This window comes from Streptomyces sp. NPDC046303, from assembly GCF_055588085.1.
The window spans coordinates 18,562-39,419 of sequence record NZ_JBVJFA010000039.1 but is presented as its reverse complement, the minus strand read 5'-3'; the positions used below and the strand labels follow the sequence as shown (position 1 = coordinate 39,419).

Genomic DNA, 20,858 nt, shown 5'->3' with positions numbered 1-20,858 from the left:
GATGGGCCGATGCCCGTGGTCCCGCTATGTCGTCGGTCAGTCCTCGCTGGACGCGGACGGCAGCTTGCTCTGGATCAGGTCCATGACCGAGGAGTCGGCGAGCGTGGTGACGTCACCGACCGTGCGGTTCTCCGCCACGTCGCGCAGGAGGCGGCGCATGATCTTGCCCGAGCGGGTCTTCGGCAGTTCCTGGACCGGGAGGATCCGCTTCGGCTTGGCGATGGGGCCGAGCGTGGCGCCCACGTGGTTGCGCAGGTCGGCGACCAGGCTGCCGGTCTCCGAGGCGCTGCCGCGCAGGATGACGAAGGCCACGATGGCCTGGCCGGTGGTCTCGTCGTTGGCGCCGACCACGGCTGCCTCGGCGACCGCGGGGTGCGAGACGAGCGCCGACTCGACCTCGGTCGTCGAGATGTTGTGGCCGGACACCAGCATCACGTCGTCCACCCGGCCGAGCAGCCAGATGTCGCCGTCGTCGTCCTTCTTGGCGCCGTCGCCCGCGAAGTACTTGCCCTCGAACCGCGACCAGTAGGTGTCGATGAACCGCTGGTCGTCGCCCCAGATGGTGCGCAGCATCGACGGCCACGGCTCGGTCAGGACCAGGTAGCCGCCTCCGCCGTCCGGGACCTCGTTCGCTTCGTCGTCCACGACGGTGGCGGAGATTCCGGGCAGCGCGCGCTGCGCCGAGCCCGGCTTGGTCTCCGTGACGCCCGGCAGCGGGGAGATCATCATCGCGCCGGTCTCGGTCTGCCACCAGGTGTCCACGATCGGGCAGCGGTCGCCGCCGATGTGCTTGCGGTACCAGATCCACGCCTCGGGGTTGATCGGCTCGCCGACCGAGCCCAGCACGCGCAGGCTCGAGAGGTCGAACTTCGCGGGGATGTCGTCGCCCCACTTCATGAACGTGCGGATGGCCGTGGGCGCCGTGTAAAGGATGGTGACGCGGTACTTCTGCACGATCTCCCAGAACCGGCCCTGGTGCGGGGTGTCCGGCGTGCCCTCGTACATCACTTGGGTGGCGCCGTTCGCGAGGGGCCCGTAGACGATGTACGAGTGCCCGGTCACCCAGCCGATGTCGGCGGTGCACCAGTAGACGTCGGTCTCCGGCTTCAGGTCGAACACCGCGTGGTGGGTGTACGCCGCCTGCGTCAGGTAGCCGCCCGAGGTGTGCAGGATGCCCTTGGGCTTCCCCGTGGTCCCCGAGGTGTACAGGATGAAGAGCGGGTGCTCGGCGTCGAAGGCCTGCGGGGTGTGCTCGGCGGACTGCCGGCCGACCACGTCGTGCCACCAGACGTCGCGGCCCTCGGTGAAGGCGGTCTCCTGGCCGGTGCGCCGCACGACGAGCACGTGCTCGACCTGCGGGCACTTGCCGACGGCCTCGTCGATGGCCGGCTTCAGGGCGGTCGCCTTGCCGCGGCGGTAGCCGCCGTCGGCGGTGATGACCAGCTTGGCGTCGGCGTCCTGGATGCGCGAGGCGACGGCGTCGGCGGAGAAGCCGCCGAAGACCACGGAGTGCGCGGCCCCGATCCGGGCGCAGGCGAGCATCGCCACGACCGCCTCGGGGATCATCGGAAGGTAGACGGCGACGCGGTCGCCGGCCTGGACGCCCAGCTCGGTCAGGGCGTTGGCCGCCTTGGAGACCTCGTCCTTGAGCTGCGCGTAGGTGATCGAGCGGCTGTCGCCGGGCTCGCCCTCGAAGTGGAGGGCGACGCGCTCGCCGTTGCCTGCCTCCACGTGCCGGTCCACGCAGTTGTACGCGACGTTCAGCTTGCCGTCCGCGAACCACTTCGCGAAGGGCGGGTTCGTCCAGTCGAGCGTCTCGGTCGGCTCCGTGGCCCAGGTGAGCCGCCGGGCCTGCTCGGCCCAGAAGCCCAGCCGGTCCGCGTCGGCCTGTGCGTACGCCGCCTGTGTCACGTTGGCGGCGGCGGCCAGATCGGCAGGCGGTGCGAACCGCCGCTCCTCCTTGAGCAGATTGGCCAGGCTTTCATTGCTCACGACATATCCCTTTCCCAGGGTGTCCGTTGTGTCCCCGGCATAGCTCATCAGCCGGCGGCCCGGGTGACAAGAGGTAGCCGAGAATTGGTTTAGACCTATATCACGCCGGGGTGCGTGCCGACGGCCCCTTCCCGCTGCAAGGTGCGGAAAGGGGCCAAACGATGGCACGGATACCGGAGGGTATCGGTTCGAACATGCCGTGACGCTGTCGCGAATCAGGCGTTCTGGCCGACCGTGTCGAAGACCCGGCAGTCGAAGAAGTCCTCGCCCTCGGACAGCAGGTAGGCCTGGGCCTCACCCACGTGGAAGTACATCCCGTGCAGCTCCAGCGTGCCTTCGGCGAGCCGCCGGGCCACCGATTCGTGCGCCCGCAGGTGCTCCAGCTGCTGCACCACGTTGGTCAGGCACAGCTGCTCCACGGCGTCCGCCGGGAGCCGGCCCGAGATCCTGGCCCAGGCGTGGTGGCGGCTGGCCATCCGCTCCAGGCTGGGCAGACCGTGCCGGAGCCAGCGGCGCAGCGGGGTCATGGGCGCTCCGGGGGAGGAGTTGAGCAGCGCCTGCATGGCTCCGCAGCCCGAGTGCCCGCACACCGTGATGCTGTCCACCTTGAGCACGTCCACCGCGTACTCGATGGCCGCCGCGACGGAGTCGTCGGTGGACTCGGCGCCCGGCAGCGGGACGAGGTTGCCGACGTTGCGGACGGTGAACAGGTCGCCCGGTCCGCTGGCCGTGATCATGCTGGTGACGAGGCGGGAGTCGGCGCAGGTGAGGAAGAGCTGGGAGGGCCGCTGCCCCTCGCGGGCCAGGCGGGCCAGCTCGTCCCGTACGTGCGGTGCGGTGTCGCGCTGGAAGGCGCTGATCCCGCTGGCCAGCTGCCCGGCGCCGCGCCGCCGCGGAGCCGGGGCCGCGGCGGCGGTCGCGGCCGCGGCCGCCGGTGCTGCTTCGGTGGCGGTGGCGGTGTCCGGGTCCGCGGGGGTGTCGTCGACACGGTGGTCGCAGTGGTTCTGCCACGGGGTCCAGGGGCGGCAGCACTGGTGCCCGCCGCGCTGCGGGGTGCGCCGGGCCGGGTCGGAGTGCTGGGACCCGTCGGCCCGGTGGCCGGTGACCTGTACCGATCCGCCGTGGGCGAGGTGCGAGTCCTGCCAGTCCCGAAGCGTCTCGTATGCCGCGTGGTCCATGAACGAGCCGTCCAGCTCGACCACCGCGCGCCCCTCGTGCGGAATCTGGTTGAGCACCCGGCTCAGCCGCGGTACGGCGAGGAAGGTCAACTGCCCGCGCGCCCAGACCCGGTGGACGCCGTCGTCCAGCTGTTCCAGCGTGATCCGGGTCCGGGCCAGCCGGTGCAGGGCGAGGGCGACCGCGACCGCGATGCCGATGGCCACGCCCTCGAGTACCCCGCCGAGGACCACGGCCACGATGGTCGTCGCGTAGACCGGGATCTCCCGGTGCCGGGTGACGCTGCGCAGGTGCGTGATGCTCACCATCTGCACGCCCACCGCCATGACCAGGGCGGCCAGCGCGGCGAGCGGGATCAGGTCGAGGACCGGGACCAGCAGCCCGGCCGCGAGCATGACCCAGAAACCGTGCAGCATGGTCGACTTCCGGCTGGCCGCGCCGGCCTTGACGTTGGCCACGCTGCGGACGGCGACGCCCGTGATCGGCAGGCCGCCCAGTGCTCCGGAGACGATGTTCGCCGCGCCCTGCCCGCGCAGTTCGCGGTTGAGGTCGGCGCGCGGCGGGCGGTTGCCCGTACCGCGCTCGGAGGCGATGAGCTTGTCGGTCGCGACCGCGGAGAGCAGGGACTCCACACTGCCGACCAGGGTGATGGTCAGTACGGCGGCGATGAGGCCGAGGACCGGCCCCTCGGGCAGTTCGGGCAGGGCGTGGCTGCGCCAGGACGGCAGGTCGACCCGGGGCAGGGAGAGCCCGGCCAGGGCGGCGAAGGCGGTGGCCGTGGCGACGGCGGCGAGCGCCGCCGGGACCTTGCGCAGGGCGCGGCCCGTCGGTCCGGGCAGCCGCGGCCAGCCGAGCAGGACGACGAGCGTCAGCACGCTGACGCCGAGCGCGACCGGGTGCAGGTCCGCCAACTGCCCCGGCAGGCCAAGTACGTTCGCCACGGCGGAGCTCTGCGGGGTGCCGCCGAGCACGATGTGCAGCTGGGCCAGCGCGATGGTCACGCCGATGCCGGCGAGCATGCCGTGCACGATGGCGGGGCTGACCATGAGCGCCGACCGGGCGGTGCGCAGCAGGGCGAGGCCCAGCTGGCAGAACCCGGCGAGCACGGTGATGGCGCAGGTGGTGCGCCATCCGTAGTGCTGGATCAACTCGGCGGTGACCACCGTGAGTCCGGCCGCGGGGCCGCTCACCTGGAGCGGGGCTCCGCCGAACCGGCCGGCGACGATCCCGCCGACGGCCGCCGCGACCAGTCCGGCCTGGAGCGGGGCGCCGGTGGCCAGGGCGATGCCGAGGGAGAGCGGCAGGGCGATCAGGAACACGGCGGCGGAGGCGGAGAGGTCCGCCGGCAGGTCCTTGCGGATCTGTTTGCCGGGCGTGGTGCGGATCTCTGTGTCTACTGCGGGTGTACGTGAAGTGGCTGTCATAAGGTCCCGTCTCCTCGGGGGGAGGGATGAAGCGGCGGGAGTCTCAACACTCGGTAAATGGATGGTAATGGAGAGTAAAGGGCTGTGGTGGGAAATACGGGCAAATGGCCTATGAATTAACCCTCCAGGGTGATTAAGCATTTTGTACGGCTTGTCACACCTTCCTCACGGTGGACCGCATGGGACGTTGCGGCGCGGAAGTCCTGCGATGGAACTGCGAGGGAGAGGTGGGGCGGATGATCGCCGCCACGAAGAAGATCGCCGGCGGCCTGGTCGCCACGGCGCTGGCCCTGGGAGCCGCCGGGTGCAGTGGCTCGGAACCCGCCAAGTCCCCGGCCTCCGGCCCCCAGCACGCACGGAAGGGCGCCGCCGCCCCCGAGGCCCCCGGCAGTGTCAACCGCCCCATCGGCGACGGTTCGACCGCCTACACCGGCGCGCAGCCGAACGTCGTCCGGACGGCGCAGAAGCTGAAGCCCGGCGAGAAGCCTCCTCAGTTCGTGGTGTTCTCGTGGGACGGGGCCGGCGAGGACAGCCAGAAGCTCTTCTCGCACTTCCGCGAGGTCGGCAAGAAGTACAACGCCCGGATGACGTACTTCCTCAGCGGCGTGTACATGCTCCCGGAAGAGAAACGTTCCCTCTACGTCGCCCCGCAGCACGGACCCGGCCGTTCGGACATCGGCTTCGGCGACCTCCAGGGCATCAAGGACACCGCCACCCAGGTGCGCGCGGCCTGGCTCGAGGGAAATGAGATCGGCACGCACTTCAACGGCCACTTCTGCGGCCCCGACGGCGGTGTCGGCACCTGGTCCGTGGACGAGTGGAAGAGCGAGATCAGCCAGGCCAAGTCCTTCGTGAAGAACTGGAAGACGAACGCGGGCCTGAAGAACATGGAGGCGCTCCCCTTCGACTACGACAAGGAGCTCATCGGGGCCCGCACCCCCTGCCTCGAGGGCCAGAAGAACTTCATGCTGGCGGCGAAGAAACTGGGCTTCCGCTACGACTCCAGCGGCATCAGCAAGCAGATCTGGCCCAAGAAGACGGACGGGCTCTGGGACATTCCGCTGCAGCTGGTCCCCGTGCCGGGCCGCGCCTTCGAGACCCTGAGCATGGACTACAACTTCATGACCAACCAGTCCGGGACGACCTCACAGGGCGACCCCTCGCAGCACGCGTACTGGGGCGACCAGATGCGCGACGGCCTGCGCCAGGCCTTCGACCGCGCCTACCAGGGCAACCGGGCGCCGCTGATCATCGGCAACCACTTCGAGTCCTGGAACGGCGGCACCTACATGCGCGCCGTCGAGGAGTCCATCAAGGGGATGTGCACCCAGAAGGAGGTCCGCTGCGTGCCGTTCCGCGAGCTGGCGGACTGGCTGGACGCCCAGGACCCCAAGGTCGTGGAGTGGCTGCGCACCCTCGACGTCGGCGAGGCGCCGAAGCAGGGCTGGGCGAAGTTCCTGACCGCGGGGCCGCCGCCCGCACCGCCGACGGCCCCCGCCGTGGTCACGCCGGCTGAGGAGCCGGCCGAAGCCGGGGCGGACGAGGACTGACGAGGGCCTCGACTCCCTCTCCGGCGCCCTCGGCGTCTTCGGCCCCCTCGGCCCCCTCGGCGCCTTCGCGCAGGACGAAGCCGGGGTCGACCTGGTCCGCCAGGTCGACCCCGGTCTTGGCGTTGCCCCAGCTCTCCGCGTTCTTCAGGTGGAACCGCACCATCTGCTCGGTGTACCGGTCCCAGTCGCGGTGCGCGTACGAGTCGTCCGCCGCGTCCTGGAGGGACTGCAGCGCGAGCCGGTTCGTCGCCTCCAGCAGCTCGAAGGCGGCCGGCCGGCCCTTCTCCATGGCGCGCACCCAGTCGGAGTGCCCGACGGTGACCAGCAGGTCCTCACCGACCTCGTCCTGGAGGAACTCGATGTCCTCCGGGCCCTGCACCTTGTTGCCGACGACCTTGAGCGCGACCCCGAAGTCCCGCGCGTACTCCTTGTACTGGCGGTAGACGGACACGCCCTTGCGGGTGGGCTCGGCGACCAGGAAGGTCACGTCGAAGCGGGTGAACATGCCGGAGGCGAAGGAGTCGGAGCCCGCGGTCATGTCGACGACGACGTACTCGTCGGGGCCGTCGACGAGGTGGTTGAGGCAGAGCTCGACCGCCCCGACCTTGGAGTGGTAGCAGGCCACGCCCAGATCGGCCTCGGTGAACGGCCCGGTGGCCATGAGCCGTACGGGCTCTCCGTCGAGCAGGAGCGTGCGCGCGCAGGCCTCGTACACCGGGTTGTCCTCGGTGACCCGCAGCAGGCGCGAACCCCGGCCGGGCGGCGTGGTCTTGATCATCGTGTCGGCGGACGCGATGCGCGGGTTGGAGCCCCGCAGGTAGTCCTTGATCAGCGGCAGGTGCGCGCCCAGGGCGGGCAGTTCGGCGGCCTCGTCCTCGCCGAGTCCGAGGGCGGAGCCCAGGTGCTGGTTGATGTCGGCGTCCACCGCGACGACGGGGGCCTCATTGGCGGCGAGGTGGCGGATGAAGAGGGAGGACAGCGTGGTCTTGCCGCTGCCGCCCTTTCCCACGAAAGCGATCTTCATGTTCACCAAGCGTAGTGGGTCGAAAGCGCTGCGTTGTCAAGGTGAGTGAAGAAGACCACTCCAAGGAGGGGTCGGTGCTACGGGTGCGCAGTGCGTAGGCTCCCTACTTATGAGTAGCGCTTCTGACCCGTTGGCCGCCCTGGCCGGGCTGCCGGGTGTCGCCGATTCCGTGGATTCCGTACGCAAGGCCGTGGACCGGGTCTACGGGCACCGGGTCATGCGCCGTCGCAGCGGCGAGATCACCTCGGAGGCCGCCCTGCGCGGCGCCCGCGCGAGCGCGGCCCTGTCCGGCGCCGACTGGGCGCTGGAGGAGGTGCGGCGCCGGACCGACTTCGGTGCGGAGGCCGAGGCGCTGACGGTGGGGGCCGCGCTGCGGCTCACGGCGGAGGCCGGCCAGCTGCTGAGCATCTGGCGCCAGTCGCCGCTCCGGGTGCTGGCGCGGCTGCACCTGGTCGCGTCGGGGTCGGTGGCGGACGGAGACGTGGTCGGCCGGCCGCGCCTGGCGGGCGAGACGGTGGACGAACCGCTGATCGGCCTCCCGCTGCCGGGCGCCGACGAGGTTGCGGGCCGGCTGGACGGCCTGTCCCGCCTGATCATCGCGGGCGGCTCCGCCCCGGCACTGATCACGGCGGCGGTGGTGCACGGGGAGCTGCTGGCCCTGCGTCCCTTCGCCACCTGCAACGGCCTGGTGGCGCGGGCGGCCGAGCGCATCGTCCTGATCAACAGCGGTCTGGACCCGAAGGCGATCTGCCCGGCGGAGGTCGGTCACGCGGAGCAGGGTCTGGATGCCTACCTGGCGGCCTTCGAGGGCTACGTCTCGGGTACCCCGGAGGGGATGGCCGCCTGGATCGCGCACTGCGGCCGGGCGATCGAACTCGGCGTGCGCGAGTCGACGGCGGTCTGCGAGGCGCTGCAGCGCGGCGCGGCCTGAGGCTCCCGCCGGGTTTTCCGCCCGGACATGGGTTGCGGCGACACCGTACTGCTGTGGTGTCGCCGCTGGCACTTACGCCGAGTTACCAAGCGTCCTCGATAGTTGCCCATCAGGTCGGGGACTTTGCCCGTCACCTGGTGCGGCTGGCCCGTAATCGACGGGTCGACGTCGCGTGGGTGCTCGGCGTTCATGCTTCGGTCCGTGGGCCTTACTGCGTTTTAAAGATGATCCTCTCGGATGTTCTTTGGTCTCGCGGGCCGTTGCTTTATTTGTACTCCGCTTGGGAGCCATGCGAAAGCCCTGGCTCCAGTTTTTACTTTCCGGGGCGAGTCCGGGCGAGTGGGGCCGAACCGGACGGCCCGTATCGCCCCAGGTCAGGACATTCGGTCAGCGGCCCATTCGGTCGGCGTGGTCAGGCGGAGGCGGCCGCGGCCAGCGCGCTGGCCCGGCGCCGGCTCGCGTACCAGACCAGCCCGGCGGTGGCGGCGGCCGCGCCCACGGCAGCCGCGGCGACGAGCGCGGGCCGCGCCGGCATCGACAGGCCGGGAAGCCGCTGCTTCAGCCGCACGGGGCGGTTGAAGACGAGCACCGGCCACTCCCGGGCCAGCGCCTCCCGGCGCAGCGCGCGGTCGGGATTGACGGCGTGCGGGTGTCCGACCGCCTCCAGCATCGGGATGTCCGTGACGGAGTCGCTGTAGGCGTAGCAGCGGGCGAGGTCGTATCCCTCGGACTCGGCGAGCTCGCGGACGGCTTCCGCCTTCGTCGGTCCGTAGGCGTAGTACTCGATTTCGCCGGTGAAGCAGCCGTCCTCGCCCACGACCATGCGCGTGGCGACGACGCGGTCGGCGCCGAGCATCTCCCCGATGGGCTCGACCACTTCCGCACCGGAGGTCGACACGATCACCACGTCGCGGCCCGCGGTGTGATGGGCCTCGATGAGGGACGCGGCCTCGTCGTAGATGATCGGGTCGATGAGGTCGTGCAGGGCTTCCGCGACGATCTCCCGGACCTGCTGCACGTTCCACCCCTTGCAGAGGGCGGAGAGGTACTCGCGCATCCGTTCCATCTGATCGTGGTCGGCTCCGCCGGCCAGGAAGATGAACTGCGTGTACGCGGTGCGCAGCACCGCTCGCCGGTTGATCAGTCCGCCCTGGTAGAAGGACTTGCTGAACGTCAGGGTGCTCGACTTCGCAATGACCGTCTTGTCCAGGTCGAAGAAGGCTGCGGTACGAGGCGAGGAGTGCGGCAAGGGCTGATTTTCCACGCTCCGAGCATATGCGCCCACCATTCGGCGTAAGGTGTGGCGCGTGGGTTTGCCTGAGAAGGCTCTCGGGTACACCATGGAAGTCACGGATCGTTCGCGACCGTGCTAACCCGGTCTGGCTCCTCCCCCCCCGAGTCGGACCGTGGGGACGACCCCCGCTCTCCCCCCCGGCGGGGGTCGTCGCATGTCCGGACGCGGTTCGCGTCCCTGCCTTCGGCCCCAAGTGACCATCCCTGCGGCCCCCCTTCCTGTGCGGAGCCTCCCGGCGAAGGCCCTCACCCCTTCAGACTCGTGACGGTGCGTAGTGGTTCCGGAGCGCTGCGGAACTCACCTGTGAGGGTGACCGGGTTATTCACAATCGACTCGTTGTCCACAGTTTTGAAGCAAGATCCACTTCTTTTTCCCGATGGCGGCACGGTGATTCCGGCCGCGAAGTCCGCGGTGCTGGATTTCGCAGGGAGAAGGGGGCGGAGATCGTGGCTCGATCGAAGTCGTGTGAAACACCGGAGGCCGTGGCGGCCAGAGCGGGAACCACGCCGGCGGCGCCGGTCCGGGGCGCCGGCGGGCGTCCGCTGATCATCACCGAGGATCCCGTGCTGCTCGATGACCTGCTGCGGCTGTGCGCCGCCGCGGGCGCCGAGCCGCACGTGCACCACGAGATGCCGGAGCAGACCGGTGAGGACGGTCCCGGCGGTGGCGCCGGCTGGGAGTCCGCGCCGCTCGTGCTCGTCGGGGACGACGCGGCGCGGCGGGTGCGCGGGGCGCCGCGCCGGGACGGCGTCCTCCTGGTCGGCCGGGACCTGGACGACCCCGCGGTGTGGCAGCGGGCGGTGGAGATCGGCGCCGAGCAGGTGCTGAGGCTCCCCGACGCCGAGAACCGCCTCGTCGACCGGATCGCCGACGTCGTGGAGGGGGCCGGGCGGCCCGCCCTCGCCGTCGGGGTGATCGGCGGCAGCGGCGGGGCCGGCGCCTCCACCCTCGCCTGCGCCCTGGCCGTGCGGGCCGCACGCACCGGAGAGCGGACCATCCTCATCGACGGGGACCCGCTGGGCGGCGGCATGGACGTCCTGCTCGGGGGCGAGACCGCGGAAGGACTGCGCTGGCCCGACTTCGCAGGCTCGCGCGGACGGGTCGGCGCGGGAGCCCTGGAGGAGTCCCTGCCCGAACTGCACGCCCTGCGCGTGCTCAGCTGGGACCGCGGGGACCGGGTGGTGGTGCCGCCCGCCGCGATGCGGTCGGTGGTCGCCGCCGCACGGCGCCGGGGCGGGGTCGTGGTGGTCGACCTCCCGCGGAGGGTCGACGAAGCCGTGGCCGAGGTGCTGGCCCAGCTCGACCTGGTGCTGATGGTGGTGCCGGGCGAGCTGAGGGCGGTGGCCGCCGCGGGCCGGGTGGCGGCCGGGGTGCGGATGGTGGCCCGGGACGTGCGCGTCGTCGTACGGGGGCGCTGCCCGGGCGGCCTCGAACCGGAGGCCGTGGCGGACCTCCTGGGAGCGCCGCTGGCCGGTGAGGTGCCGGTCGAAGTGGGGCTCCCGGGCCGGGTGGCCGAGGGGGAACCGCCGGGGGCGCAGGGGCGAGGTGCCCTGGCCCGCTTCTGCGACGGTTTCTGGCAGCGCGCGCTCGGCTCCGCCCAGGGGGTGCCGGCATGAGCGCGGTGCTCCTGGACGCGGTGCGCAGGCGGCTCGCCGAGACCGGGGCGGAGCCGACCCCGGCGCGGGTGGCGGCGGCCCTTCGGGCGCAGGGCCGCCTGCTGGGCGACGCGGAAGTGCTCGGTGTCGCCGCCGAGTTGCGGTCCGAGCTGGTCGGCGCGGGCCCCCTGGAGCCGCTGCTCGCCGACCCGGAGGTCACCGACGTGCTGGTGGCGGCCCCCGACCGGGTGTGGGTGGACCGGGGCGGCGGCCTGGAGCTGACCGGGGTGACCTTCGAGGGACCCGAGGGCGTGCGCAGGCTCGCCCAGCGGCTGGCCGCCGTGGCGGGCCGCCGGCTGGATGACGCCCGGCCCTGGGTGGACGCCCGCATGCCGGACGGCACCCGGCTGCACGCGGTGCTCCCCCCGGTGTCCGTCGGGTCGGCCTGCCTCTCGCTGCGCGTGGTGCGGCCGCGCGCGTTCACCCTGGAGGAGCTGGTCGCGGCGGGCACCCTGCCGCCGGGCGGGCACCGGCTGCTCCGGGAGATGGTCGAGGCCCGGCTGTCGTTCCTCGTCTCGGGCGGGACGGGGACGGGCAAGACCACTCTGCTCAGTGCCCTGTTGGGGCTGGTCGGTCCGGGCGAGCGGATCGTGCTGGCAGAGGATTCGGCCGAGCTGCGCCCCGATCATCCGCACGTGGTGCGGCTGGAGACCCGGCCCGCGAACCAGGAGGGCGCGGGCCTGGTCACGCTGGCCGACCTGGTGCGCCAGGCGCTGCGGATGCGCCCCGACCGGCTGGTGGTCGGCGAGGTCCGCGGACCCGAAGTCGCTGATCTGCTGGCCGCTTTGAACACCGGACACGAAGGGGGCTGCGGCACCGTCCACGCCAATGCGGCCGCTCATGTGCCGGCCCGCCTGGAGGCCCTGGGGACGGCCGCCGGGCTCGACCGGGCCGCCCTGCACAGCCAGTTGGCGGCCGCGCTGACCCTGGTGGTCCACCTCGTCCGGGACCGCGAAGGGCGGCGCCGGGTGGCCGAGGTGCACGTGCTGGAGCGGGATGCCGCCGGGCTGGTGGTCACCGTACCGGCGCTGCGCTGGGCCGCGCGGGGCTTCGTACGGGAGCGGGGCTGGGAGCGGCTGCGCCCGTTGCTGCGAGGTGCCCGGTGAGCCCCGGGGCGGCGGTGCCGCTGCCGGTGCTCGCCGGGGTGCTGTGCGCCGCAGCGGCCGCCTGGGGATCGGCCGGTGCGGACCGGGTGTCCCGGCGGGCCCGGGTGGTGCTGGCCGGGGGCGGTCCCGTCGTGCCGCGCGGTCCGGCCCGTGTGGAGTGGCTGCTGGCCGGCGTACGGGTGCGGTCGGCGCGGTGGCGGGAGTGGGCCGGCCTCGGGGCCGGGCTGCTGGTCGCGGTGGTCGGCGGATCTCTGATCCCGCTGCTGGCCGGGGCCGCCGCGGTGCCGCTGGTGCGGCGGTGGCTGCGGACGCGGGCGGGGGAGCGGGCCCGGGCGGCGCGGGCCGCCGAGGTGGTGGCGCTGTGCGGTGCGGTGGTGGCGGAGCTGCGGGCGGGCGCGCAGCCCGGGCAGGCCCTGACGGCGGCGATACGGCGTACGGCGCCCGGTCCCGGCGGTCCGGGAGCGGCGGAGGCAGGGGTGCTGGCCGCGGCGGCGTTCGGCGGGGACGTGCCCGGGGCACTGCGCCAGGCGGCCCGCGAGCCCGGCGCGGAAGGGCTGGCCGGGATGGCCGCCTGCTGGCGGGTGTCGGTGGACGGCGGTGCGGGCCTGGCCGCCGGGCTGGACCGGCTGGAAGGCGCCCTGCGGGCCGAGCGGGACCGGCAGGAGTCACTGCGCGCCCAGCTGGCCGGGGCACGCTCCACGGCGGTGGTGCTCGCCCTGCTGCCCCTGGTGGGGCTGGTGATCGGCACCGGGCTGGGGGCGGATCCGCTGCGGGTGCTGCTGCACACCCCGATCGGCTGGGGGTGCCTGGTCGCGGGCGCGCTGCTGGAGGCGCTGGGGCTGGTGTGGTGCCGGCGGATCGTACGGATGGGGGAGCGGTGATGGGCGGCTTCGCGGTCCACAGGCTGGGGATGGCGCTGTGGCTGGCGGTGGCGGCGCTGTGCGCGGTGTCGGCACTGGCGGCACGGCTGCGTGACCGGCGGGCCCGGCGCAGGGCCGGGCTCCTGCTGGGGGTGCGGCCGACTCCTCGGGAGCCGGTGTGGCGAGCCCGGTTGCGCGGGGCGGTGGCCGGATGGGGGGCGCCGGCCGGGGCGCTGGTGGCGGGGTGGGTGCTCGTCGGCGGCGCGGCCGGTGGGGCCGTCGGCGCTCTGGCGGCGCTTGGGGTGTGGCGCTGGCAGGCCAGACCGCGCCCGCCGGCCGAGGTGGATCCACGGGAGATGGAGCGTCAGCTGCCGTTCGCCGCAGACCTGTTGGCCGCCTGCCTGGCAGCCGGGGCCGGCCCGGTGGAGGCCGCGGAGGTCGTGGGGGAGTCACTGGGCGGGCCGGTGGGCGAGCGGCTGGCGCGGGCCGGGGCGGAGCTGCGGCTCGGCGGTGAACCGGGAGCCGGGTGGGGGAGGTTGGCGGAGATACCGGGCGCCCGCGTCCTCGCCGAATGCCTGGAGCGGGCCGCCCGGACGGGAGCTCCCGCGGCGGAAGCGGTCTCCCGGCTCGCCTCGGCCCTCCGCGAGGACCGGACCCGGCGGGCGGGCGCCAGGGCGCAGCGGGCGGCGGTGCTCGTCACGGCCCCGGTCGGGCTGTGTTTCCTCCCCGCATTTCTCGCGATCGGCGTCGCACCGGTGGTGATCGGAATGGCCTCCGGCCTTCTCTCGCACACCTGACGTCACATGAACCCATCACATCAACAACGGAAATCAACAGGAGTTGCCATGAGGATCATCTGGTTTCGGGTGCGGACCGCACTGCGCGGTCGCGGAGGCGATGCGGGGATGTCCACTTCGGAATACGCCATGGGCACCATCGCGGCCTGTGCGTTCGCCGCGGTTCTGTACAAGGTGGTGACGAGTGAAGTGGTCTCCACCGCCCTTCAGTCGACCATCGGGAAGGCGCTCGATGTGCCGTTCTGAAGGCGAATCCGCAGCAGCCCGGAAAAGCGGTGACCGCGGATATGTGACGGCGGAAGCCGCCCTGGTGATCCCGGCTCTGGTGCTGTTCGCCGCGCTGCTGGTGTGGGCGTTGATGGCGGCGGCCGCGCAGATCCGGTGCGTGGACGCGGCCCGGGCCGGGGCCCGGGCGGCTGCCCGGTCGGAGCCCGCGGAGACGGCCCTGGCGGCGGCCCGGGCGGCCGCGCCGTCGGGGGCGCGGGTGGAGCTGGAGCGGGAGGGAGACCTCTGGCGGGTGCGGGTGGCGGCCCCCGCTCCGGGCCCGCGCGGACTGCAGGTACGGCTCGGGGCGCAGGCGGTGGCCCTGGCCGAGGACAGCGTGGGGCCGCCGTCGTGAGCCGGGACCGGGGTTCGGCGACGGTGTGGGCGGTGCTGGTGGCGACGGTCCTGGGGGCGGTGTTCGGCGGTGTGCTGCTGCTGGGCCAGGCGGTGGCGGCCCGGCACCGGGCGGCGGCCGCCGCGGACCTGGCGGCGCTCGCGGCCGCGGCCTCCTGGGCCCACGGGCCGGAGAGGGCCTGTGGAGCGGCGCTGCGGGTGGCCCGGGCGCAGGGCGCGGCCCTGGCCGCCTGCAGCCTCCGGGGCGAGGTCGCGGAGGTTACGGCCCGCCCGGCGGCCGGGGTCTTTACCCCGGCGATCCGGGCCCGGGCGGGTCCGCCTCGGGAGGAGATTGCGCCAGGAGGCGGGTGAGGAGGCGGATCGCGCCGCGTTTGTGGAGCGGGTCGTTGCCGTTGCCGCACTTGGGCGACTGGATGCAGGAGGGGCAGCCGGCCGCGCATTCGCAGGCCGCGATGGCATCGCGGGTCGCCGTCAGCCAGGCGCGGGCCGTGTGGAAGGCCCGCTCCGCGAATCCGGCGCCGCCGGGGTGGCCGTCGTAGACGAAGACCGTGGGGAGGAGGGTGTCGGGATGGAGCGGCACGGAGACGCCGCCGATGTCCCAGCGGTCGCAGGTGGCGAACAGCGGGAGCAGGCCGATGGAGGCGTGTTCGGCGGCGTGCAGGGCGCCGCCGAGGATCTCCGGGTTGATCCGGGCCTCGTCTAGCTGGTCCTCGGTGACCGTCCACCACACGGCCCTGGTGCGCAGGGTGCGGGGCGGCAGGTCCAGCTTGGCCTCGCCCAGCACCTCGCCGGTGATCAGTTTGCGCCGCAGATAGGAGACGACCTGGTTGGTGACCTCGACGGAGCCGTAGCAGAGCCGGGCCGGGCCCCAGGGGACCTCGGTATCGGTCTCCAGGACGGAGATGGAGGTGATGTCGCGGGCGGTGGTGGAGAAGGGCGGGTTCGCCTCCTCGACGAGGGCAGCCGCGTCCTCCAGGTCCAGGTGCTTCACCAGATAGGTGCGGCCCTGGTGGAGGTGGACGGCCCCGTCGTGGACGGCGGTGTGCGCGGCCGACTCGTCGACCGTGCCCAGCAGCCGCCCGGTCGAGGCCTCGACGATCTGCACCGGGCGGCCGCCGCCGCCCCGGATGTCGGTCAGGTCCGAGGCCCGCTCCCGGCGGGTCCAGTGCCAGGCCGTGGCCCGCCGGCGGAGCAGTTTCGCCGCTTCGAGCTGCGGGAGGAGCTCCTTGGTCGCCGGGCCGAAGAGATCGAGGTCCGCCTCGGTCAGCGGAAGCTCCGCCGCGGCCGCGCACAGGTGGGGGGCGAGGACGTACGGATTGTCCGGGTCCAGCACGGTGGCTTCGACGGGCTGCTTGAACAGCGCCTCGGGGTGGTGGACGAGGTAGGTGTCCAGCGGGTCGTCGCGGGCGATCAGCACGGCCAGGGCGCCCTGGCCCGAACGCCCGGCGCGGCCCGCCTGCTGCCACAGGGAGGCCCTGGTGCCCGGGTAGCCGGTGATCAGGACGGCGTCCAGGCCCGACACGTCCACGCCCAGCTCCAGGGCGGTCGTGGCGGCCAGGCCCAGCAGCTCGCCGGAGTGCAGGGCCCGCTCCAGGGCCCGGCGCTCCTCGGGCAGGTAGCCGCCGCGGTAGGCGGCGACCCGCCGGGCCAGCGAGCGGGAGCCCGCGGCGTCGGCCGCCGATGGCATCGCGGAGAGGCGTTCCTGGGCGATTACCGAGATCAGCTCGGCGCCGCGCCGGGAGCGCACGAAGGCCACCGTGCGGACCCCCTGGACGACCAGGTCGGTCAGCAGGTCGGCGGTCTCCGCCGTGGCCGTACGGCGTACGGGGGCGCCCTTCTCGCCCCGCAGCTCGCTCAGGAGCGGCGGCTCCCACAGGGCGAAGACGACTTCGCCGCGCGGCGAGGCGTCCTCGGTGATCTCGATCACGCGGGTTCCGGTCAGCCGGGACGCCGCCGCCGCGGGGTCGCTGGCGGTGGCCGAGGCCAGCAGGAACACCGGATCGGAGCCGTAGCGGGCGCACAGCCGCCGCAGCCGGCGCAGCACCTGCGCCACGTGGGAGCCGAAGACGCCGCGGTAGGTGTGGCACTCGTCGATCACGACGTAGCGCAGGGCCTTGAGGAAGGAGGACCAGCGGGGGTGGGCCGGGAGGATGCCGCGGTGCAGCATGTCGGGGTTGGTGAGGACGTAATTGGCGTACTGGCGCACCCATTCGCGTTCTTCTACCGGCGTGTCGCCGTCGTAGACGGCGGGGCGGACCGCGTTGCCGAGCGGGGCGGCCAGTTCCCGTACGGCGCGCCGCTGGTCGGCCGCCAGAGCCTTGGTGGGAGCGAGGTAGAGGCCGGTGGCGCCGCGCCCGTTCGGGGCCTCGGCGCCGTCCGCGAGGGCGGAGAGCACGGGCGCCAGATAGGCCAGGGACTTGCCCGAGGCGGTACCGGTGGCCACCACGACGGACTCCCCGTCGAGGCCGTGCGCGGCCGCCGCGGCCTGGTGTTCCCACGGATGGGCGATCCCGGCTGCCTGAATCGCGGCTACGACATCCGTTCGGATGCGGTCGGGCCAGACTGCATGACGGCCCTCTCGAGGGGGCAAGTGCTCCGTATGGGTGATGCGCGCAGCCCGGGAAGGCCCCCGTGACAGCCGGTCGAGGACCGTGCCGGGGGTGGGTCTGGGGTCCTCGGGTGCCATGGGCCGACCGGGACGGTGAGTATTGGCCATTGGAACCGAGTGTGTCACTGGCGTGCGGGACAATGGTCCCAAGGCGTCGTGCGCGCCTGCCGGTAAGTGATTGAATGCCATCGCGGCAGCCAATCCCTCACCTACCTTCGGGTGGGGAGGCCCCTGGGGGGCGCCGCTCGATAGCAAGGTGCTGGAGGATCCGTGGACCTGTCCCTGTCGACTCGCACTGTAGGCGACCGTACGGTCGTAGAGGTCGGTGGCGAGATTGATGTGTATACCGCGCCCAAGCTGCGCGAGCAGTTGGTCGAGTTGGTGAACGACGGCAGCTACCACTTGGTTGTCGACATGGAGCGAGTGGACTTCCTCGACTCCACTGGGCTCGGTGTGCTCGTGGGAGGCCTCAAGCGCGTCCGCGCGCACGAGGGCTCGCTGCGTCTGGTGTGCAACCAGGAGCGCATCCTGAAGATCTTCCGCATCACCGGTCTGACCAAGGTGTTCCCGATCCACACCTCCGTGGAAGACGCCGTCAACGCCACCGACTGACGGCTCCGGAGACAAGGAGCCGAAGGAGAGGCGGGGTACCGGGCCGCTGATGGCCCGGGCCCCTGTCAAGGCACGCCCGTAGTCCGAGGGGGACGCGCATGGCCACCGTTGAACTGCGCTTCAGCGCCCAGCCCGAACACGTCCGGACGGCCCGCCTCGTCGCGGCCGCGGTGGCGCGCCGGGCCGGGGTGGAGGAAGCCGTCCTCGACGAGGTCCGCCTCGCCGTGGGCGAGGCCTGCTCGCGCGCCGTCGGACTGCACCGCAGCAACGGGCTGACCGCGCCCGTCCGGGTCGTGCTGACCGAGGAGGAGAAGGTGTTCTCCATCGAGGTCGGCGACGAGCTTCCCGGACCGGCCGGCGGCCCGGCCGATGCCGTGTCCGGCATCGCGGCCGTTCTGGACCACGACATCGACGGCGAGGACGAGATGGGTCTCGCGGTGATCAGCGGGCTCGTCGACGACGTCGAGGTGACCAGTGGTGAATCGGGCGGGACCATCCGGATGAGCTGGCCCGTCGCGGGAGCCTCCGAGCTGCCGTAGATCCACTGCGCGCGGAATCCTTCGTATCTTCCGATCTTTATCAAGGCCCTGCTGAGCAGGGCCTTTTTCATTTCCCTAGATCAATGACCCGGCGTCAATGGCTTTGCCCCATTACCACTTTCGAGGGTAATGGAGTGACGCGATCTATTGCTGAGGAGCAAGAGCACGCCAATTCCGTTTCCTGTGCACTGTTTTGATCAGGGCGCGCTCCCTACAATCCGTCCACATCTTGAGCTCATCACGTCAAGGAGGACGAATGACGGGGCTCTTCACCCCTATCGCGTCGGATCGCACCTCTGATCTGGCAGCCGCAGTACTCACCGATGACAACCGGCTCATCGTGATCGTCATCGCGGCCGTGGCAATCGCCGCGCTCGTCGTCGCGCAGATCCTGGTCCGCCAGGTCCTCGCCGCCGACGAGGGAACCGACAGCATGAAGAAGATCGCCGCGGCCGTGCAGGAGGGCGCCAACGCCTACCTGGGCCGTCAGCTGCGCACCCTCGGCGTCTTCGCCGTCGTGGTGTTCTTCCTGCTCTTCCTGCTCCCCGCCGACACCTGGTCGCAGCGGGCGGGACGTTCCGCCTTCTTCCTGGTGGGCGCGCTCTTCTCGGCGGCCACCGGTTACATCGGCATGCGGCTCGCGGTCCGCGCCAACGTCCGCGTCGCCGCCGCCGCACGCGAGGCCACCCCCGCCGAGGGCGAGCCCGCCAAGGACCTGACCGAGGTCTCCCACAAGGCGATGAAGATCGCCTTCCGTACGGGCGGCGTGGTCGGCATGTTCACCGTCGGCCTCGGCCTGCTCGGCGCCTCCTGCGTCGTCCTGGTCTACGCGGCCGACGCCCCCAAGGTCCTGGAGGGCTTCGGCCTCGGCGCCGCGCTGATCGCGATGTTCATGCGTGTCGGCGGCGGCATCTTCACCAAGGCCGCCGACGTCGGCGCCGACCTGGTCGGCAAGGTCGAGCAGGGCATTCCGGAGGACGACCCGCGCAATGCCGCGACCATCGCCGACAACGTGGGCGACAACGTCGGCGACTGCGCGGGAATGGCCGCCGACCTCTTCGAGTCGTACGCCGTGACCCTGGTGGCCGCGCTCATCCTCGGCAAGGCCGCCTTCGGCGACCTGGGCCTGGCCTTCCCGCTGATCGTCCCCGCGATCGGCGTGATCACCGCGATGATCGGCATCTTCGCCGTCGCCCCGCGCCGCAGCGACCGCAGCGGCATGACCGCCATCAACCGCGGCTTCTTCATCTCCGCCGTGATCTCCCTGGTGCTGGTCGCGATCGCCGTCTACGCCTACCTGCCGGCCACCTACAAGGAGCTGCAGGGCGTCGAGAGCGCCGCGATCACGAACCACTCCGGCGACCCGCGCGTCCTGGCCGTCGTCGCCGTCGCGATCGGCATCGTGCTGGCGGCCCTGATCCAGCAGCTCACGGGCTACTTCACCGAGACCAACCGCCGTCCCGTCCGGGACATCGGCAAGTCCTCCCTCACCGGAGCGGCCACCGTCGTCCTCGCCGGCATCTCGGTCGGTCTGGAATCCGCGGTCTACACGGCGCTGCTGATCGGCCTCGGCGTGTACGGGGCGTTCCTGCTCGGCGGTACGTCGATCATGCTCGCGCTCTTCGCGGTGGCCCTGGCCGGCACCGGCCTGCTGACCACCGTCGGCGTGATCGTCGCCATGGACACCTTCGGGCCGGTCTCCGACAACGCCCAGGGCATCGCCGAGATGTCGGGCGACGTCGAGGGAGCCGGGGCGCAGGTCCTGACCGACCTGGACGCGGTGGGCAACACCACCAAGGCCATCACCAAGGGCATCGCCATCGCCACGGCCGTGCTCGCCGCGGCCGCGCTGTTCGGCTCGTACAACGACGCGATCGCCACCGCGGTCAGGGAAGTCGGGGCCAAGGCCGGGGAGATGAACCTCAGCCTGGACATCGCACAGCCCAACAACCTGGTCGGGCTGATCCTCGGCGCGGCGGTCGTGTTCCTGTTCTCGGGCCTGGCCATCAACGCGGTCTCCCGCTCCGCGGGCGCCGTGGTCTACGAGGTGCGCCGGCAGTTCCGCGAGCACCCCGGGATCATGGACTACTCCGAGAAGCCCGAGTACGGGCGCGTCGTGGACATCTGCACCAAGGACGCGCTGCGCGAGCTCGCCACGCCCGGCCTGCTCGCCGTCCTCACCCCGATCGCGGTGGGCTTCACCCTCGGCGTCGGCGCCCTCGGCTCCTTCCTCGCGGGCGCCATCGGCACGGGCACGCTCATGGCGGTCTTCCTCGCCAACTCCGGGGGTGCCTGGGACAACGCGAAGAAGCTCGTCGAAGACGGCCACCACGGCGGCAAGGGCAGCGAGGCCCACGCCGCGGTCGTCATCGGCGACACGGTCGGCGACCCGTTCAAGGACACCGCCGGTCCGGCCATCAACCCGCTGCTCAAGGTCATGAACCTGGTGGCGCTGCTGATCGCCCCGGCGGTGGTGCAGTTCAGCTACGGCCCCGACACCAGTGTGACCGTACGGGCGGTCGTCGCGGTCCTCGCGATCGGCGTCATCATCGGCGCGGTGTACATCTCCAAGCGGCGCGGCATCGCCGTCGGCGGGGAGAACGAGAGCGGAGCCGCCGAGCGGGTGGGCCAGCAGCCCGACCCCGCGACGGTCTCCTGACCGGAGGCACGAC

At 72.2% G+C, this 20,858-nt stretch carries 17 protein-coding genes; 12 read left to right on the top strand and 5 right to left on the bottom strand.

Annotated features, from left to right (window positions below):
• Positions 1–36: 36 nt before the first annotated feature.
• Positions 37–2,040, bottom strand: coding sequence for an acetate--CoA ligase (gene acs / locus ACZ6I1_RS30110; RefSeq protein ID WP_469292057.1), 2,004 nt, complete (start codon positions 2,038–2,040; stop codon positions 37–39).
• A 167-nt stretch (positions 2,041–2,207) separates the two neighbouring features.
• Positions 2,208–4,592 carry a SulP family inorganic anion transporter gene (locus ACZ6I1_RS30105; RefSeq protein ID WP_469292056.1) on the bottom strand — a complete coding sequence of 795 codons (2,385 nt, stop codon included), beginning with the start codon at positions 4,590–4,592 and terminating at the stop codon, positions 2,208–2,210.
• A gap of 236 nt (positions 4,593–4,828) precedes the next feature.
• Here ACZ6I1_RS30105 and ACZ6I1_RS30100 point away from each other — a divergent pair, with 236 nt between their 5' ends.
• Positions 4,829–6,142, top strand: a complete 1,314-nt coding sequence (locus ACZ6I1_RS30100; RefSeq protein WP_469292055.1) for a polysaccharide deacetylase family protein — start codon at positions 4,829–4,831, stop codon at positions 6,140–6,142.
• Here the strand turns inward: ACZ6I1_RS30100 and ACZ6I1_RS30095 are convergent.
• A complete protein-coding gene (locus ACZ6I1_RS30095; protein ID WP_469292054.1) occupies positions 6,096–7,166 on the bottom strand; it encodes an ATP-binding protein in 1,071 nt (356 codons plus the stop codon). The genes ACZ6I1_RS30100 and ACZ6I1_RS30095 overlap by 47 nt on opposite strands.
• Before the next feature lie 109 nt (positions 7,167–7,275).
• Here ACZ6I1_RS30095 and ACZ6I1_RS30090 point away from each other — a divergent pair, with 109 nt between their 5' ends.
• Positions 7,276–8,097 carry a Fic family protein gene (locus ACZ6I1_RS30090; protein ID WP_469292053.1) on the top strand — a complete coding sequence of 274 codons (822 nt, stop codon included), beginning with the start codon at positions 7,276–7,278 and terminating at the stop codon, positions 8,095–8,097.
• Between the two features lie 412 nt (positions 8,098–8,509).
• Here ACZ6I1_RS30090 and ACZ6I1_RS30085 read toward each other — a convergent pair whose 3' ends face one another.
• Entirely contained in the window at positions 8,510–9,385 is an 876-nt protein-coding gene (locus ACZ6I1_RS30085; RefSeq protein WP_469292052.1) for an HAD family hydrolase, read from the bottom strand.
• A 488-nt stretch (positions 9,386–9,873) separates the two neighbouring features.
• On the opposite strand from ACZ6I1_RS30085, the gene ssd reads away from it, so the two are divergent.
• From ssd to ACZ6I1_RS30050, 7 genes are read left to right on the top strand one after another with little or no spacing between them, the layout of a single operon-like run.
• Entirely contained in the window at positions 9,874–11,007 is a 1,134-nt protein-coding gene (ssd, locus tag ACZ6I1_RS30080) for a septum site-determining protein Ssd (protein ID WP_469292051.1), read from the top strand.
• Positions 11,004–12,152, top strand: a complete 1,149-nt coding sequence (locus ACZ6I1_RS30075; protein ID WP_469292050.1) for a TadA family conjugal transfer-associated ATPase — start codon at positions 11,004–11,006, stop codon at positions 12,150–12,152. Before ssd ends, ACZ6I1_RS30075 begins: the two co-directional genes overlap by 4 nt.
• Positions 12,149–13,033, top strand: a complete 885-nt coding sequence (locus tag ACZ6I1_RS30070) for a type II secretion system F family protein (RefSeq protein ID WP_469292049.1) — start codon at positions 12,149–12,151, stop codon at positions 13,031–13,033. The genes ACZ6I1_RS30075 and ACZ6I1_RS30070 overlap by 4 nt, the downstream gene beginning before the upstream one ends.
• Entirely contained in the window at positions 13,033–13,809 is a 777-nt protein-coding gene (locus ACZ6I1_RS30065; RefSeq protein WP_469292048.1) for a type II secretion system F family protein, read from the top strand. Before ACZ6I1_RS30070 ends, ACZ6I1_RS30065 begins: the two co-directional genes overlap by 1 nt.
• Before the next feature lie 48 nt (positions 13,810–13,857).
• Positions 13,858–14,055 (top strand): DUF4244 domain-containing protein, encoded by a 198-nt coding sequence (locus ACZ6I1_RS30060; RefSeq protein WP_257555616.1) that lies wholly within the window; start codon positions 13,858–13,860, stop codon positions 14,053–14,055.
• Positions 14,042–14,428, top strand: a complete 387-nt coding sequence (locus ACZ6I1_RS30055) for a TadE family type IV pilus minor pilin (protein WP_469292047.1) — start codon at positions 14,042–14,044, stop codon at positions 14,426–14,428. The genes ACZ6I1_RS30060 and ACZ6I1_RS30055 overlap by 14 nt, the downstream gene beginning before the upstream one ends.
• On the top strand, positions 14,425–14,778 hold the full coding sequence (locus ACZ6I1_RS30050) for an Rv3654c family TadE-like protein (protein ID WP_469292046.1): 354 nt from the start codon (positions 14,425–14,427) through the stop codon (positions 14,776–14,778). The genes ACZ6I1_RS30055 and ACZ6I1_RS30050 overlap by 4 nt, the downstream gene beginning before the upstream one ends.
• On the opposite strand, the gene ACZ6I1_RS30045 is transcribed toward ACZ6I1_RS30050, so the two are convergent.
• Complete coding sequence (locus tag ACZ6I1_RS30045) at positions 14,714–17,224, bottom strand: DEAD/DEAH box helicase (protein WP_469292045.1); 2,511 nt, start codon at positions 17,222–17,224, stop codon at positions 14,714–14,716. The two genes, ACZ6I1_RS30050 and ACZ6I1_RS30045, sit on opposite strands and share 65 nt — an antisense overlap.
• A gap of 81 nt (positions 17,225–17,305) precedes the next feature.
• On the opposite strand from ACZ6I1_RS30045, the gene bldG reads away from it, so the two are divergent.
• The 3 genes from bldG (at position 17,306) to ACZ6I1_RS30030 (ending at position 20,845) form a co-directional block, all read left to right on the top strand.
• Positions 17,306–17,647 (top strand): anti-sigma factor antagonist BldG, encoded by a 342-nt coding sequence (gene bldG, locus ACZ6I1_RS30040; protein WP_069920854.1) that lies wholly within the window; start codon positions 17,306–17,308, stop codon positions 17,645–17,647.
• Positions 17,648–17,745: 98 nt separating this feature from the next.
• Positions 17,746–18,186, top strand: a complete 441-nt coding sequence (locus ACZ6I1_RS30035) for an ATP-binding protein (protein ID WP_469292044.1) — start codon at positions 17,746–17,748, stop codon at positions 18,184–18,186.
• Positions 18,187–18,442: 256 nt separating this feature from the next.
• Positions 18,443–20,845: a sodium-translocating pyrophosphatase gene (locus ACZ6I1_RS30030; RefSeq protein WP_469292043.1), complete on the top strand. Its 2,403-nt coding sequence runs from the start codon at positions 18,443–18,445 to the stop codon at positions 20,843–20,845.
• Positions 20,846–20,858: the final 13 nt, after the last annotated feature.